11 protein-coding genes and 1 pseudogene are annotated in these 15,594 nt (G+C 71.8%); 7 read left to right on the forward strand and 5 right to left on the reverse strand.

The window, feature by feature from the left end; translation table 11 throughout:
• Positions 1-177: 177 nt before the first annotated feature.
• On the reverse strand, positions 178-738 hold the full coding sequence (locus ACIBCM_RS05290) for a DinB family protein (RefSeq protein WP_399240408.1): 561 nt from the start codon (positions 736-738) through the stop codon (positions 178-180).
• Between the two features lie 385 nt (positions 739-1,123).
• Here ACIBCM_RS05290 and ACIBCM_RS05295 point away from each other — a divergent pair, with 385 nt between their 5' ends.
• On the forward strand, positions 1,124-2,812 hold the full coding sequence (locus tag ACIBCM_RS05295) for a TerD family protein (RefSeq protein WP_399240410.1): 1,689 nt from the start codon (positions 1,124-1,126) through the stop codon (positions 2,810-2,812).
• A 447-nt stretch (positions 2,813-3,259) separates the two neighbouring features.
• On the opposite strand, the pseudogene ACIBCM_RS05300 reads toward ACIBCM_RS05295, so the two are convergent.
• Positions 3,260-4,704: pseudogene (locus tag ACIBCM_RS05300) on the reverse strand (aldehyde dehydrogenase).
• A gap of 790 nt (positions 4,705-5,494) precedes the next feature.
• On the reverse strand, positions 5,495-5,830 hold the full coding sequence (locus tag ACIBCM_RS05305; RefSeq protein WP_399240412.1) for a tetratricopeptide repeat protein: 336 nt from the start codon (positions 5,828-5,830) through the stop codon (positions 5,495-5,497).
• A gap of 168 nt (positions 5,831-5,998) precedes the next feature.
• Here ACIBCM_RS05305 and ACIBCM_RS05310 point away from each other — a divergent pair, with 168 nt between their 5' ends.
• The 4 genes from ACIBCM_RS05310 to ACIBCM_RS05325 all read left to right on the forward strand — a co-directional run bounded on the left by ACIBCM_RS05310 (position 5,999) and on the right by ACIBCM_RS05325 (position 10,794).
• Entirely contained in the window at positions 5,999-6,964 is a 966-nt protein-coding gene (locus ACIBCM_RS05310) for a pirin family protein (RefSeq protein WP_399240414.1), read from the forward strand.
• Positions 6,965-7,324: 360 nt separating this feature from the next.
• Positions 7,325-7,651, forward strand: coding sequence for a plasmid stabilization protein (locus ACIBCM_RS05315; RefSeq protein WP_399240416.1), 327 nt, complete (start codon positions 7,325-7,327; stop codon positions 7,649-7,651).
• Between the two features lie 748 nt (positions 7,652-8,399).
• Complete coding sequence (locus tag ACIBCM_RS05320; RefSeq protein ID WP_399240418.1) at positions 8,400-9,764, forward strand: cytochrome ubiquinol oxidase subunit I; 1,365 nt, start codon at positions 8,400-8,402, stop codon at positions 9,762-9,764.
• 7 nt (positions 9,765-9,771) lie between these two features.
• Complete coding sequence (locus tag ACIBCM_RS05325; protein WP_399240420.1) at positions 9,772-10,794, forward strand: cytochrome d ubiquinol oxidase subunit II; 1,023 nt, start codon at positions 9,772-9,774, stop codon at positions 10,792-10,794.
• Positions 10,795-10,891: 97 nt separating this feature from the next.
• On the opposite strand, the gene ACIBCM_RS05330 is transcribed toward ACIBCM_RS05325, so the two are convergent.
• The gene (locus ACIBCM_RS05330) at positions 10,892-11,533 is read right to left on the reverse strand and encodes an endonuclease (RefSeq protein ID WP_399240422.1); all 642 of its coding nucleotides are present in this window, start codon (positions 11,531-11,533) and stop codon (positions 10,892-10,894) included.
• Between the two features lie 259 nt (positions 11,534-11,792).
• A complete protein-coding gene (locus tag ACIBCM_RS05335; RefSeq protein WP_399240424.1) occupies positions 11,793-12,740 on the reverse strand; it encodes a methionyl-tRNA formyltransferase in 948 nt (315 codons plus the stop codon).
• 247 nt (positions 12,741-12,987) lie between these two features.
• On the opposite strand from ACIBCM_RS05335, the gene ACIBCM_RS05340 reads away from it, so the two are divergent.
• Complete coding sequence (locus ACIBCM_RS05340) at positions 12,988-14,340, forward strand: lysine N(6)-hydroxylase/L-ornithine N(5)-oxygenase family protein (protein WP_399240426.1); 1,353 nt, start codon at positions 12,988-12,990, stop codon at positions 14,338-14,340.
• Between the two features lie 190 nt (positions 14,341-14,530).
• Positions 14,531-15,586: a FecCD family ABC transporter permease gene (locus tag ACIBCM_RS05345; protein WP_399240796.1), complete on the forward strand. Its 1,056-nt coding sequence runs from the start codon at positions 14,531-14,533 to the stop codon at positions 15,584-15,586.
• The last annotated feature ends 8 nt before the right edge of the window (positions 15,587-15,594 follow it).

A 15,594-nucleotide genomic window follows, 5' to 3' on the forward strand; every position in this document is an offset into this window, starting at 1 on the left:
GGGTGTCGCTGTCGGACGAGCGGCCGAGCGGTGAGACGCCGCCATGACCGCGAGTCACCTGGTTGGAACGTTCGATCCAATGCTGCCGGGTCCCCGCTCGGACGTTCCGACCAGGGTGACGGACAGGTATCGACGGGCACTGCACCACGGGCCTGCCCAGAGGAGAGCCACCCGGACCTACTGGCCGACCCGTCCGTCGACGCACTCGCGCAGCAGGTCGGCGTGCCCGCAATGACGTGCGTACTCCTCGATCCTGTGCACCATCAACTCCCGTACCGAAAAGCCGTCCTCACCCAGACGCTCGCCCAGATCCGGGTGTCCGGCCAGTGCGGAGTCGGTCGCGGCCTGCTCGCGGGCCAGTGCGGCGAACGCGGCGTCGACCTCGGACCGGTCGGCGACAGCCCCGTCGAAGTCCGCGTCACGCTCTCCGTACAGCTTCGGCAGCGGATCGCCGTCGCTGATCCAGTTGAGCCAGTCCCGCTCCGCCTCTGCGAGGTGGCGGAGCAGTCCGAGCAGCGACATCGTCGAGGGCGGAACCGACCGGCGGGCCATCTGCTCCGGGTTGAGGCCCTCGCACTTCATCCGCAGGGTCAACCGGTAGTTCGTCAGGAAGTCCTGAAGGGTGGCCAGTTCGCCGTCCGGACTGACGCCGTCGCTGTTGCGGGGGTCGTCGTCCGGATCGGCCCACATATCGGGGTAGACGGTTGCCCGGGTCCATCGTGCGGGTCGGTCACTCATGCGTTCCATGGTGGCCGAGCGATCCCGCGCCGGGCAACGTGTTTCCCGGCGCCGCGGTCACCTCCGGGATCCCGTCCCCTCCGTCCTTCCGTCCCGGCATCCCGGCTCCTTCCGTATCACCGGGGTCCGCGCGCCGCGGTAGTGACAGAATCCTGCCGGGGAGGGATCACCAATGGGGTTCGGTTTTCGTGTCGGTGTGCCTGGGCTGAATGTGCGGGTGTCGACTCGCGGGGTGCGGGTGTCCGTCGGGTCGCATGTGGCCCGGGTGGGTGTGGGAAGCGGGGGAGTCCGGGTCTCGTCCGGGCCGGGGCCCTTGCGGGGCCCCTCGTCACCTCGCCCTCCGGGGTCCTGGGGCCCCGGGGGTTCGCAGGGGGCGTGGGGTCCGGTGGGTTCGCCGGGAGCCGCGCGTACGGGGACGAGTACCCGGCGCACTCCGCCGGTCCGCGATGTCGCGCCGTCGGCGGAGGAACTGGACCGGGCGCGCAGGCGCGCCGAGCGGGCGGAGCAGGAGGCACAGCAGGACGCGGCGATCGTCGAGTTGCAGCAGTTGTGGCAGCGGATGACGAACGTGCATCTGCAGACCTTCCCGGCGGCGCGCCCGCCCTTCGTGGCCGGGCCGCCGGAGCTGGGGCCGGAGTGGGCGCGCGCGGAGGCCGAGGCGTTCCATCTGCGGGGGCTCGGGATGTTCGCGCGTGCCGAGCGGGCGGCGGCCAAGGAACGGGCTGAGCAGGACGCCCCCGTGTATCTGGTCGATCAGCAGGCGCGTCTGCGCAGCGCGCACGAGCAGTTGTCGGCGGACGCCGGCCAATGGTGGCGGGAGCTGACGGGCAATGACGAGGAGACTGTCTGCGAGGCGGTGAACGCGGCGTTCTCCGACAACCCGGCCGCGGGCTGCGCCGTCGGGGTGGAGGGCTCGGTGATGTCCGTCGTGATGCGCCAGCAGGACCTCGACTCCCTGCCGACGCAGGCGCCGGGGCTCACCCCCGCCGGCCGCCCGACGCTGAAGGACCTCACCAAGCGGGAACGCACCGAGCGGTGGTTGACCGTCATGGGCTCCAATGTCATCGCCACCCTCAAGGAGGGGTTCGCGACCGCTCCGGGTATCACCGCCGTCAATCTGGCCGTACTGACCCGGATGCCCGAGACCCGCCGGCTCGGCGTGGTGGCGTACGGCCGCTGGACGCGCCGTGCCGTCGAGAGCGTGAGCCGGCACGGGGCCGATGACGCGCAGTGGTTCCTGGACATCGGCGAGGACGTGCTCTGCTCCGTCAGGCGGACCGCCTCCGGGAACGTCTCCAGTACGGTCAGGCCCCTGGACACCCGTGGGCTGCCCGGCCTCCAGGAGCTGCTGGACCACGCCGAGGACGAGGCGGCCCCGGGCGGTTCCACCCTGGCCGGTCTGGACATCGGGCTGCACGACCGCCGCGATCCCGAGCCGCCCTCGGATCCGTACTGGATCATGCCGTTCGCCCAGTGGCGGGAGGAGATCGTCGCCTCGCCCACCGCCGCCACGATGGTGATGCAGCGTCAGGTGCCCGTGTCGCTCGTTCCCGGGCAGACCCTGACCCTGCCGGAGGAGGCTTGGCAGGGGCTCCTGATCACCTTCGCCTTCGCCGGAGCCGACGCCGATCTGACGCTCTTCCTGACCGACGGCGACGGACGGGTCGGCGGCGACGAGGACTTCGTGTTCTACAACCAGCCGTCCGCGGCGGCGGGCGCCGCCCGGCTGCTGGGCAGACACACGGAGGGCCCGGACACCGTGGAGAGCGCGACCGTCCATCTGGCCGCCCTGCCCGCGCCGGTCCGGCGCGTGGCCGTGGCGGTCAACATGAACGTCGAGTCGGACCTCACCTGCTCCGCTCTCACTCATGCCGCCTTGCGCATGGAGTGCGGCAGCGGGGCGGCCTGGGCGTTCCAGCCGCCGAGCGACCCGGACGTACGCGCCATGGTCGTCGCGGAGCTGTACCGGCGCATCCAGAACGGGCGCCCGGTGTGGAAGATGCGCGCCATCGGACAGGGCTGGGCGGAGGGGCTCGACGGCCTGGCCCGTGCGCACGGTGTCGACGTTCAGTAGGGATTCCCGTACGGGATCCGAGATCACCGTACGGGGTGAAGGGGCGCGGGGCCGGACCCGCCGCTGTGAGCGGTCGGGCCCCGGGCGGGCGGGTGGTTCGTGCCGTGCGTGGCGGTGGCGGCGCGGCCCGGGTCTGGGGTGACGTGGCCCGGGCCGCGGCCTGGCTGGGGCCGCCCGAGGCCCGCAGGGGCGCGCCCGGGGCAGCCTGCCTCCGCTGCGGTCCGCGGCGGCTCGGTGCGGCCGCTCCGCCAGTGGGCACGACGGTTTGTCGACGAGCATGGCTCCAGGCAGCCGCGTCGGAGCGTTCCTGCGGGGCGCCGGGGCCTTCCGGCCGTGGCCGGGCGATGTTCCCCGGGGGATCGGCTGGGTCCGCGCATGGGCCCGGCCCGCGTCCCGTACGAGGGCCCCGGGGCCCGCCGGCCCCGTGGGGAGGGCCGGCGGACCGGCTCAGAGGTAGACGGTCTGCGACTGCTGGTACGCGGCCAGCCCCTCGGGGCCCAGCTCCCGGCCCAGCCCGCTGGACTTGATGCCTCCGAACGGCGCCGCGGGGTCGGGGATGTAACGGTTGACGCCGATCGTGCCCGTACGGATCCGGCGGGCGACCGCGGCACCGCGCTCGGGGTCCGCGGTCCAGACCGTTCCGCCGAGACCGAAGTCGGAGTCGTTGGCGATGCGTACGGCGTCGTCGATGTCGTCGTAGGGGATGAGCGAGAGCACCGGGCCGAAGATCTCCTCGCGGGCGATGGCGGCGCCGTTGTCGACGTCGGCGAACACGGTGGGACGGACGAACCAGCCGCGGTCCAGGCCCTCGGGCCGTCCGCCCCCGGTCGTCAGCCGGGCGCCGTCGGCCCGCCCCGGGCGATGAACGACTCGACGCGCTCACGCTGACGGGCGGTCGCCAGCGGCCCGATGCGGGTCGCCGGATCGCTCGCGTCCCCGACCCGCAGGGATTCGGCCAGGGTGGTGAAGGCGTCGACGACCTCCGCGTAACGGGAACGCGGGGCGAGGACACGGGTACCGAGGAAACAGGTCTGGCCGTTGTTGAGCAGTGTGGCGCCGAACAGTCCCTCGCCGATCCGCTCCAGGTCCAGCTCCGCGTCGTCCAGGACGATCGCGGCGGACTTGCCGCCCAGCTCCAGGGTGACCGGGCGCAGCAGACGTCCGCAGGTCTCGGCGACCGAGCGGCCCGCGGCCGTGGAACCGGTGAACGCCACCTTGTCGACACCGGGGTGGGCGACCAGATGCGCTCCCGCCGCACGGTCCGCCGGGACGATGTTGATGACTCCGGCCGGGACGCCCGCCTCCTCGGCGGCCTCCGCCAGCAGATAGGCGTCGAGCACGGTCTCGGGCGACGGCTTCATGACGAGCGTGCATCCGGCCGCCATCGCGGGGGCCAGCTTGAACATGGACAGGGCCTGCGGGAAGTTCCACGGCACGATGGCCGCGACCACGCCGATGGGCCCCTTCCGTACCTCGATCGAGCCGCCGAAGAAACCGGCCCGCGTCTCCGCGAAGACGGCTTCGCGGGCGAGTGAGGCGTAGTAGCGCAGGACCGCGCTCGGATAGCCGACCTCCAGCTGACGGGCGACCGCCACCGGCATGCCGTTCTGGGCGCTGACCCGCTCCACGAAGTCGTCGGCGCGCTTGTCGATCGCGAGGGCGAGTTGCTCCATCACCTCGGCGCGCCGCGCCGGGGCCCAGTCGCTCCAGCCACCGGGCTCGTCGAAGGCCCGGCGCGCGGCGGCGACCGCCGTGTCGATATCGGCCTCGATACCCTCCGGAACCTGCCCCAGCGGCTCCTCCGTGCTGGCGTTCACCGGCACGATCACCCGGTCCGTACGGGGCCGGACCCATGCGCCGCCGATGTAGAAGGAGTCGTAACGAAGTCCCATGACCGGGCTCCTCGGATGCTTGGCTGCTGTGGTGGACGGCTCGTGGCAGGGCGGGCGCTTCCATCGAGTCTCGCAGTGTGAGACCGAGGGAGGAAATATCGGTTTGCCCATGATTGAGACGTCCAGCGTCTTGACCCGGTCGGCCACACTCCGGGTGTCGGCGCCCTGATGACGACCGGAGCCCGGAGCCCGTGCGCGCTGCCCGCGGTGGCGTTTTCCCAGCCTCGCCGGTGTTTGGTGTTTGGTGTTCGGTGTGTGGGGTTCTGGGTGGTGATGTGTTGCGTTGGTCCTGCGTGCCGCCGGTGGGGGAGTGTTTTCAGCCTCGCCGGCGTTTGAGGCGCGGGGTTCGGGGCGGTGTCCCGGCATGGGGTTGTGTGTGGGGTGGCCGGTTCGGGAGGGCGGTGATGCTCTGGGTGTCGGTGCTTCGGTGCTTCGGTGGTGTGTGGGGTTCTGGGTGGTGATGTGTTGCGTTGGTCCTGCGTGCCGCCGGTGGGGGAGTGTTTTCAGCCTCGCCGGCGTTTGAGGCGCGGGGTTCGGGGCGGCGCCCCGACGTGGGGCTGTGCGCGACGGTGACCGGTCCAGGAGGGCGGCCACGCCCAGGGCATCGGCGCTCCGACGTGACCGCAGCCCGTCGCCGACGCCCCGACGCCGTGACACCGCCTTCGCCCCCGGAGGCGAAACGCCCGCGAGAGCCCCCCGCGGCGGCGGTGCCGAAACGGGTACGGCCCGCCCGTCCGGTGGACCGGACGGGCGGGCCGTATGCCCCGGCGGGACCGTTCCGGCCCCGTGCTCACTCCCCGGACATCGCCGCGGCCATCCGCAGATGCGGTGCCGCGTCCCCCGGCCGCCCCTGGCGCTCCAGCGCCCGGCCGAGCATCAGCCGGGCGTAGTGCTCCACCGGGTTCAGCTCCAGGACGGCACGCAGCTCCGTCTCGGCCCTGCCCAGCTGGGCCGAGTGGAAGTAGGCGCGGGCGAGCAGCAGCCGCTGCGCCACCTGCTCCGGCGCCTCGGCGACCAGACCGCGCAGAATGCGGGCCGCCGTCTGGTACTCCTTGGCGTCGAAGAACAGCTGTGCACGGTCCCACCGCTCGGCGGCGGTGCCGAACTCGTAGTAGGTCTCGTTCACTTGCCCTCCTTCTCGGGCTCCGGGGGCTTCCCGGGCTCCTCGGAGCCTGCCGGGTCGCCGGTGTCGCTTGCCTCCGCGTCAACCGGAGTGGATAGTTGAATATTCCACTATCATGTCACGTGTGTGGGGTCTGCCGACCGTGACCCCCACGGGAATAGGTTGAGCGCCATGAGCAATCTCGATCGTCAGGCCGCACTCTCCGTCTGCGGCGGCCGTGGCTTCGTCGCGGCGGAGCCCGTACGTGAACTCCTCAGCCCCCGCCGGGTCCAGCTCGGCGAGTCCACCGAGGTCCGCCGGCTCCTGCCCAATCTGGGCCGCCGGATGGTGGGTGCCTGGGCCTTCGTGGATCACTACGGGCCCGATGACATCGCCGACGAGCCCGGAATGCAGGTCCCGCCGCATCCGCACATGGGCCTCCAGACGGTGAGCTGGCTCCATGAGGGCGAGGTGCTCCACCGGGACAGCACCGGCGGACTCGCCACCATCCGCCCGCGCGAGCTGGGGCTGATGACCTCCGGCCGGGCGATCAGCCACTCCGAGGAGAGCCCCCGGCAGCATGCCCGCTTCCTCCACGGGGCCCAGCTGTGGGTGGCGCTGCCCGACGCCCACCGCCATGTGGAGCCCCACTTCCAGCACCACACGGACCTGCCCGCGGTCACCGCCCCCGGGCTGAGGGCGACGGTCGTCCTGGGGTCGCTCGACGGTGCCACCTCGCCCGGCACCGCGTACACACCCATCGTGGGAGCCGATCTCGCCCTGGCCCGTGGTGCGGAGATGAGTCTTCCGCTGGATCCCGACTTCGAGTACGCGGTCCTGTCGATGTCGGGCGAAGCGCATGTCGACGGCGTGCCCGTGCTCCCCGGGTCCATGCTCTACCTCGGCTGCGGGCGCACCGCGCTCCCCCTGCGCGCCGAGTCCGATGCCGGGCTGATGCTCCTGGGCGGTGAGCCGTTCGAGGAGGAGCTGATCATGTTCTGGAACTGGATCGGGCGGACCCAGGAAGAGATCGCCCAGGCGCGCGAGGACTGGATGCACGGCCGGCGGTTCGGTGAGGTGCAGGGGTACGACGGAGATCCACTGCCCGCGCCGGAGCTGCCGCCGGTGCCCCTGAAGCCCCGGGGCAGAGTGCGCTGACCTGCCGGAACGCTGATTCTCGGCGGGCAGGTACGGGGAAGTGGTGGCGGGTACGGCCGCCGGAGGGCCGCGGCGGTCGCGGATGGCCGCCGCGGCCTCCCTCGGACGGCCCGTGCGGTGGCGAAACCGCGGGAGGCCGGGTACCCGGGGGCCCTCCTCCGCTCGGGCCCGCGCCGGACCGCGCCCTCATGCCCCTCCCGTGGCGCATGGCGTCGGCGCTTGGCTACCCGCAGGAGTGGAGGCGTGCGGCCGTCCGGTCCCGCCCCGTTGCGGCCTCCGCCGTCTCCGCCGCTGATGGTCGTGAGGCATCGGGACGCCGTGAGCCCGAGCAAGCAGTCGAGGAAGAGAGGAGATACGGACATGCCACGAGGTTCAGGCGCGAAGAGGGAACGTCAGTACGAATACATCAAGGAGTCCGCGGAGAGGCGGGGCGAATCCCCCCGCCGGGCCGGGGAGATGGCCGCCCGTACGGTCAACAAGGAGCGCGCCCGCGCCGGGGAGTCGAGGTCCGCGAGCAGGACATCGCTCCGGGGTCCGAAGTCGGCGTCCCAGCGCGGGGGGCAGCGTTCCCACGGCGGGGCGCAGGGGCCCACCAAGGACCAGCTGTACGCAGAAGCGAGGAAGCGCAATATCGAGGGCCGGTCGACGATGACCAAGCAGCAACTCGCCCGCGCGCTGGGGCGCTGAAGCCCCGGCGGGACCTCCGGCCGCCCTGTTCCGGCCTGCCCTGTCCCGGGGGGTCGGGCCCGGCGGCCGGGAGGCCCGGCGGCACGCGGACGGGTGGCGTGCCGGTGGGCCCTTCCCGGCCGGTGGGTTGCCCGGGAGCACGGTTCGCCGAGGCGACTGCGGCCGGACGTGGTCGCTGGTCCGCTCTTGCCGGGCCCGGGTCGCTTGCGGGGCTCTGCCCCGGACCCCGCTCCTCAAGCGCCGGAGAGGCTGAGTTTTCGGGACCCGTGGCCTTCTCGGGAGCCCATGGATCCGGCGGCTGGGTTTCCAGGTCCGCCGGGAGCGGTCCGTCCGGCAGGGCCCCTGGTGGCCGCGTACCTTCGAGGTGGGCTCTCCCCGGACCGGTCTCCTGGCGTGCGTGCTCTTGCCGGGTCCGGGTCGCTTGCGGGGCTCTGCCCCGGACCCCGCTCCTCAAGCGCCGGAGAGGCTGTGATGTCGGGACCCGCGGCCTTCTCCGGGGCCCAAGCATCCGCGTTGCCTTGCGGGGCGCTGCCCCGGACCCCGGTCCTCAAGCGCGGGAGAGGATGTCGGACCGTAGCCTCCGCCGGAACCAAGCGCCCGCGGCCGGGTATCCAGGTCTGCCGGGCGGGTGGTTCGGCTGGGCCGTTGCGGGGGGCGTGCGGCGGTCCCGCGGCCGGTTTCCCGGCCGCTGGTGTCGGGTGGTCCGCGGGGACCGCCCCCACACCTTGCCGGGAGCGCCGGGAGCGCCATGCTGTTCGTCGTCGAGACGCTTGTCACCCCGCCGGACCTGGGGGCGGCACGCGTTCAGATGGCGCTCTCCCTCGGCTGGCACATCATCCTCGCGTGCCTCGGTGTGGGGATGCCGGCGATCACCCTGATCGCCGAGTGGCGCGGCCACCGTACCGGGGATGTGAACTACCGGCTGCTGGCCCGGCGCTGGGCCCGTGCCATGGGAGTCCTGTTCGCCGTGGGAGCGGTGTCCGGGACCATCCTCTCCTTCGAGATGGGCCTGCTGTGGCCGGGCCTGATGAGCACGTACGGCGAGGTCATCGGTCTGCCGTTCTCCCTGGAGGGCATCGCGTTCTTCATCGAGGCCATCTTCATCGGGGTCTATCTGTACGCCTGGGACCGTATGGCCCCCGTGCCGCATCTGCTCACCGGGATCCCCATCGTCGTCGCCGGAGTCGCGAGCGCCTTCTTCGTCGTCACGGCCAACGCCTGGATGCAGCAGCCCACCGGATTCGACGAGGTGGGCGGCCGGATCGTCTCGGTCGACCCGTGGGCGGCCATGTTCAACCCGGCGACGCCGTCCCAGACCGTCCATATGATCCTCGCCGCCTTCATGGTCGCGGGCTTCCTCATGGCCGGGGTCCACGCCTTCGCGATCCTGCGCGGCAGACGCGACCGCTACCACCGCCTCGGCTTTCTCGTCCCCTTCACCCTCGCCGCCCTCGTCACCCCGGTGCAGATCGTCGTCGGTGACTGGGCGGCCCACTTCGTCGCCGACTACCAGCCGGTGAAGCTCGCCGCCATGGAAGGCGTCTTCCACACGGAACGGGGCGCACCCCTGCACATCGGCGGAGTGGCGGTGAACGACGAGCTCCGCTGGGCGCTGGAGATCCCCAACGGGCTCTCCCTGCTCGCCCACTGGTCGCCGACCGCCGAGATCGCCGGTCTGGAGGAGTTCCCCCGGGCCGACTGGCCCCCGGTCAACATCACCCACTGGGCCTTCCAGATCATGGTCGGCTGCGGCTTCGCCCTGCTGCTGCTGGGCCTCTGGTTCGCCTGGGTGTGGTGGCGCCGCCGGGATCTGCCCCGTACACCCTGGTTCTGGCGGGCCGCGGCGGTCTCCGGTGTCGTCGCCGTCCTCGCCCTGGAAGCGGGCTGGACGGTCACGGAGGTCGGGCGCCAGCCCTGGGTCGTCTACGGGGTGCTGCGCACCGCGGACGCCGTCAATCCCGCTCCCGGCCTGATCTGGGGCTGTGTGCTGGTGGCGGTCGTGTACGCGGTCCTGACCGTCGCGACGCTGTACGTGCTGCGGCGGCTCTCCCGCGACGAACCCGTTCCCGTCGCGCCGCAGGAGCGCGATGTCACCGACTACAAGGTCATCTGAGGCCCCCATGGACCTGCCGGACGTACTTCTGATCGTCCTGTGGACCGGGCTGACCGCCTATGTCCTGTTCGGCGGCGCCGACTTCGGCGCCGGCATCTGGGATCTGCTCGCCGGGGGCACCGAGCGCGGCAGGCCCCAGCGCGCACTCGTCGAGCACTCCATCGGGCCCGTCTGGGAGGCCAACCACGTCTGGCTGATCTTCATCATCGTCCTCACCTGGACCGGGCTGCCCTCCGCGTTCGCCGCCATCGCCTCCACGCTGTACATCCCGCTCACCGCCGTGGCCCTCGGCATCATCGCCCGCGGCTCCGCCTTCGCGTTCCGCAAGGTCAGCCGCAGCCCCGGGTACCAGCGGCTGTTCGGGGCGACCTTCGCCTTCTCCTCCCTCGTCACCCCCTTCTTCCTCGGCGCCGTCGCCGGAGCGATCGCCTCCGGCCGGGTTCCCCCGGGAATCGCCGAGGGCGACCTCGTCACCAGCTGGGCCAATCCCACCTCCCTGATCACCGGAGCCCTCGCCATCGGCACGGCCGCCTATCTCGCGGCCGTCTATCTCACCCGTGACGCACAGCGCACGGGCGACGCCGCCCTGACCGAGGCGCTCCGCCGCCGCGCGCTGGCGGCAGGAGTCGTCGTCGGCGTGCTGGCCGTCCTCGGCCTGATCGTGCTGCACGCCGACGCGCCCGTCCTCTTCGGGGACCTCACCCACTGGGCGGCCCTCCCGCTGCTCATCGTGTCCGTCGCCTCCGGGATCGTCTCCCTGGCCCTGCTGGCGCACGGACGCTACCTGGTGGCCGTACGGATGACCGCCGCGCTCGCCGTGACGGGGCTGCTCTGGGGCTGGGGCGTCGCCCAGTACCCGGACATCCTCCCCGGTCTGCCTCTCGCGCGGGCCGCCGCGACCGACAGGGTGCTCGCCGCGAGCCTCGGCTCACTGGCCGCGGGAGCGCTTCTGCTGATCCCTTCCCTGTGGTGGCTCTACGCGACCTTCCAGCGCGACCACGGCCCGGCGGAGTCCGGCACCCGGACCTGACACCGGCCCCGTCCTCCCGGCGTACTTCGTCAGCCGATTGCGGTGCCCCGCACACCCGCCCGGGTATCCCGGGAGCGGGATGCGTCCGTGTGCCGGCTCAGCCGGTCCCGCGCAGCTCGTCGACGGCACCCCTGGTGAGTCCGGCCCGGACCAGGGCGGCCGCCAGCTTCGGCAGGTCGTCGGCGGCGACGAGCCGCGCCAGGCCCTCGGGCGTCTTCGGGAGCCCGAGGCCGGCGGCTGCCGTGCGGGCCCGCTCGTCGAAGGACGGGCGCAGCTCGGGCCATACGCCCTGTGCCTCCCGGCAGAAGATGTCCGCCCCCACCGGTCCGATGCGGGGGAACTCCCGGAGCAGCTCACGCGTCCGCTCCGGGTCGCCGCCGGCGTCGTCGCGCAGCCGCCGCAGGTCGCCGCGGTACCGGTCGAGAACGAGTTCGGCCCCGGCACCCAGCGCGGTCGACGTGCTCTCGTCGTAGCGCACGTAGTGCGCGCGGCCGAGGGCGTCCACCCGGTCCTGCCAGGAGGAATCCGCCATCGCCCGGGGGGTGCGCATTCCTGCCCCGAACAGTTCCCGGGCCGCGGCCACCGCGATATCGGCCTTGATGCGGATCGAGAACAGCACACAGAGGGTCAGCAGCTGGTACAGCGGCGCCGGTGTGTTCCGCAGCCGGATTCCGGCCTCCCCGGCGTGGGTGCGGCCGTACTCCTCCATCAGACGCCGTACGGTCGTGCGCTCTGCCATGACGGGCCTCCTTCCGGTCGACGGGTTGTCCGGTCGTCCGGTCGTCGGGTCGTCGGGTCGTCGGGTCAGTGCCGTGAGGAGTTCGCGGGCCCGTCCTCCATGGTCCCGCCGACCACCCGCGCGGACCACCTGACCGGCGGGTGCCCGGGCGCCTCACGGGGCAGCCCGGGGACCCGCACGGCCGGGGGCATGGCCCGGGGGCGCGGACCCCCGCCTGACGCTGCTGTACCGGAAACCGGGCCGCGGCCGGTCCGGCGACTCAGGGGCGGCTGGTGAGGTAGCCGCCCATGGAGGTGAAGTACTCGGTCGCGGGCAGCTCCCGGCCGCCCTCGGTCCGTACCCGGGTGATGGCCAGACCGTGGTTGCGGCCGGTGCGGGCGTCGGCTCCCGCGACGATCACCACACCCGCGCCCTCGCGGTAGAAGACGCGGCCGGGAGTGCCGCCGTACCGGCCCCGGGACACGAACGCGGCCAGGACCTCCAGCCGCCTGCCCCTGTGGAAGGTGAAAGCGCTGGGGTACGGCTCGGACTGGGCGCGTACCAGGCGCTCCAGGTCCTCCGCGGGCCAGGACCAGTCGATACGGCTGTCCTCGATGGACCGCTTGTGGAAGAAGCTCGCCTGCGACCGGTCCTGCGGGGTGAACTCGGTCCTCCCGGACGCGATCAGACCGAGGGCGCCGATGGTGACCGGGGCGATGAGGTCGACCGTCTTGTGGAAGAGGTCGGTGACCGTGTCCGCGGGGCCGACCGGCACCGAGTCCTGCCGCACGATGTCGCCGGCGTCCAGTTCGTCGTTCATCATGTGCGCGGTGACGCCCACTTCGGACTCACCGTTGATCAGCGCCCAGATCAGGGGTGAGAAGCCGGCGTACTTCGGCAGCAGGGAGTCGTGGACGTTCAGCGTGCCGTGGCGCGGGAGCCCGAAGACGCGCGGAGGGATCCAGGTACGCCAGTTGTTGGCCACGATGATGTCCGGGCCGGCCTCCTTGAGGCGCTCGAACAGCTCGTCGTCGTCCGGTCGGTTGCGGATCAGCACCGGGACGCCGTGCTCCTCGGCGAGATCGGCGACCGAGTCGCTCCAGATCTTCTCGTACGCGTGCTCGCTCCTCGGGTGCGTCACGACCAGCACCACGTCGTGCTCGGAATCCAGCAGGGCTCGGAGGGTGCGGTGCCCCCAGGTCTGGTAACCGAACATGACGACCCGCATGAGGTTCCTCCTTGAGGCAGGGGCTGACCGTGCGCCAGTAAAGCAAGGCTTGCCTAAGCGTGCAACGGGCGTATATGGCAGCCCAGTTGGCCGAAGTGTGCGCCCCCTGTGATTTCGCCCTGCCCTATCGACAGCGCCGATGGATTTAGCTTAGGCTCACCTAAGTTCGGTGGGCCTCGTCGGCGTGCCCACCACTTCGTACTCTTCCCGGGGCAGGCAAGCGGCTGCCCCGCACGATGGGAGTGACATGTCACAGGTTCTTCCTGGTGACGCACCACCGGTCCACGACCTCATAGGTATCGGCTTCGGGCCGTCCAATGTGGCCATGGCGATCGCGCTCAGCGAGCACAACGCGCACGCCGGCGGGCAATCGGCGGTCAGCGCCCACTTCTTCGAGCAGCAGCCGCGCTTCGGCTGGCACCGCGGAATGCTCATCGACGACGCGACCATGCAGGTGTCCTTCCTCAAGGACCTGGTGACGCTCCGGAACCCGGCCAGCGAGTTCAGCTTCCTGTGCTATCTGAAGAGCAGGGGACGGCTGATCGACTTCATCAACCACAAGAACCTCTTCCCGCTGCGGGTGGAGTTCCACGACTACTTCGAGTGGGCCGCGGCCCAGGTCGACGACATGGTCTCCTACGGCCACGAGGTCGTCGGCGTCACGCCCGTGGTCCGGGCCGGCGTCGTGGAGTATCTGGATGTGACGGTCCGCTCGGGGGAGGGGCTCGCACTCCACCGGGCCCGCAACCTCGTCATCGGGACCGGACTGCGTCCCCTCATGCCGGACGGCGTGAAGCGCACCGAACGCGTCTGGCACAACTCCGAACTGCTGGCGAAGGTCGACGGCTTAGCGGAAGCCTCCCCCTCCCGGTTCATCGTCGTGGGTGCCGGGCAGAGCGCCGCCGAGAACGTCGCCTATCTGCACCGCCGCTTCCCCGGGGCCGAGGTCTGCGCCGTCTTCTCCCGCTACGGCTACAGCCCCGCCGACGACAGCGGCTTCGCCAACCGGATCTTCGACCCCGCGGCCGTCGACGAGTACTTCACCGCACCGGACCACATCAAGCGCCGGCTGATGGACTACCACGGCAACACCAACTACTCCGTGGTGGACATCGACCTCATCGACGACCTGTACCGGCTGATGTACCAGGAGAAGGTCCTCGGCACCGAGCGCCTGCGCTTCCTCAACGTCTCCCGGCTCACCGGAGTCGCGGAGACACCGGACGGGGTACGCGCCACCGTCACGTCCCTCGTCACCGGCGAGGAGATCTCCCTGGACGCCGATGTGGTGGTCTTCGCCACCGGCTACAGCCCCGCCGACTCCCTCGGCGTCCTCGGCGAGGTCGCGGACCGCTGCCTCCGCGACGACGGTGGCCGGGTACGCGTCGAGCGCGACTACCGCGTGGCGACCCACCCCGAACTGCGCTGCGGAATCTATCTCCAGGGCGGTACGGAGCACACGCACGGCATCACGTCGTCGCTGCTGTCCAACACCGCCATCAGGGTCGGCGACATCCTGGACTCGCTGCTCGGCCGGGGCCTGGAGCCGGTGTCCGGCGAGGCCCGGACCGGCGCGGACGGAACCGCGGGCAGGACCTGAGGAGCGAGCTCGTGCAGAACCGGGTGTTCCGGCCCCGCGGTGTGAACGGCGGGGCCGGCCGGCGGCGGGGCGCTCCCCGGCGATCCGAGGGAGCACAGGGGCGGGCGGGACCGGCGCCGGAGACCCGTAACGGACGCGCCGTCACCGGCCGCGCGTCCGTGGTGAACCGAAGGGACGCATGACCATCGACATGGGCACGACCGCAGCCAGGCGCCCCGCGCCCGGGGGCGCCGAGGTGAGGCGGCGCCGGGGGGTGGGACTCGGCACGCTCGTGGTGATCCTCGTGGCCGCGGGGCTGGTGTCACTGGCCGTCGGCGCGCGGGCGCTCAGTCCCGCCGAGGTGTGGCACGGGTTGTTCGCGGAGCCGGACGCCGATCAGCGGCTCACCGAGATCCGGCTCATCGTACGGACGGTGCGGCTGCCCCGGACGGTGCTCGCGATCGTGGCGGGCGTCGCCCTCGGGACCGGCGGGGCGCTGATCCAGGGGTACACACGCAACCCCATCGCCGACACGGGCCTGCTGGGGGTGAACGCGGGCGCCTCCTTCGCCGTGGTGATGGTGGTCTTTCTGTTCGGGTTCTCCGACCCGTTCCAGTACGTCTGGTTCGCCTTTCTGGGGGCGGCGGTCGCCGGTGTCGTCGTCTTCGGGCTGGCGAGCATCGGCCGTGGGGCCGGAAACCCGCTGACGCTCGTGCTGGCCGGGCAGGGGGTCACCGTCTTCCTCGTGGCGACGACCACGGCGGTGGCACTGTCGGACCAGGCGTCACTGAACGCACATCGGTTCTGGAACTCGGGCTCACTGGCAGGCGTCGGATTCGACGTCATCTGGCCGGTGGCCGCGTTCGTCGCGGCCGGGCTGGCCCTGGCACTGACCACCCTGCCCGCCATCAACCTGCTCAACCTGGGTGACGATGTGGCACGGGGGCTGGGAGTGAACATCGCGCTCAGCCGGACCATCGGCGTCGTCGCCATCACCCTGCTGGCGGGCGCGGCGACGGCCGCGTGCGGCCCCATCGCGTTCCTCGGACTGATGGTGGCCCACACGGCCCGCTATCTGACCGGGCCGGACTACCGCTGGCTGGTGCCGTACGCGGGTCTGCTCGGCGCCGTCGTCCTGCTGGTCTGCGACATCACGGGGCGCCTGGTGGTACGGCCGGGTGAGCTGGACGCGGGAGTGGTCGTCGCCCTCCTCGGCGCCCCGTTCTTCGCGGTGCTGGTGTGGCGCGGAAAGCTCAAGAGCGCGTGAACGGGACG

This window comes from Streptomyces sp. NPDC051018 (assembly GCF_044456085.1).
In the GTDB taxonomy this organism is placed as follows: Bacteria; Actinomycetota; Actinomycetes; order Streptomycetales; family Streptomycetaceae; genus Streptomyces.

Excerpts from the sequence above, each read along its gene's own strand:
- ACIBCM_RS05310 (WP_399240414.1), top strand. The coding sequence starts at position 5,999 with ATGAGCAATCTCGATCGTCAGGCCGCACTCTCCGTCTGCGGCGGCCGT.
- ACIBCM_RS05330 (WP_399240422.1), bottom strand. The coding sequence starts at position 11,533 with ATGGCAGAGCGCACGACCGTACGGCGTCTGATGGAGGAGTACGGCCGC.
- ACIBCM_RS05320 (WP_399240418.1), top strand. The coding sequence starts at position 8,400 with ATGCTGTTCGTCGTCGAGACGCTTGTCACCCCGCCGGACCTGGGGGCG.
- ACIBCM_RS05290 (WP_399240408.1), bottom strand. The coding sequence starts at position 738 with ATGAGTGACCGACCCGCACGATGGACCCGGGCAACCGTCTACCCCGAT.
- ACIBCM_RS05340 (WP_399240426.1), top strand. The coding sequence starts at position 12,988 with ATGTCACAGGTTCTTCCTGGTGACGCACCACCGGTCCACGACCTCATA.
- ACIBCM_RS05345 (WP_399240796.1), top strand. The coding sequence starts at position 14,531 with ATGGGCACGACCGCAGCCAGGCGCCCCGCGCCCGGGGGCGCCGAGGTG.
- ACIBCM_RS05315 (WP_399240416.1), top strand. The coding sequence starts at position 7,325 with ATGCCACGAGGTTCAGGCGCGAAGAGGGAACGTCAGTACGAATACATC.
- ACIBCM_RS05325 (WP_399240420.1), top strand. The coding sequence starts at position 9,772 with ATGGACCTGCCGGACGTACTTCTGATCGTCCTGTGGACCGGGCTGACC.
- ACIBCM_RS05335 (WP_399240424.1), bottom strand. The coding sequence starts at position 12,740 with ATGCGGGTCGTCATGTTCGGTTACCAGACCTGGGGGCACCGCACCCTC.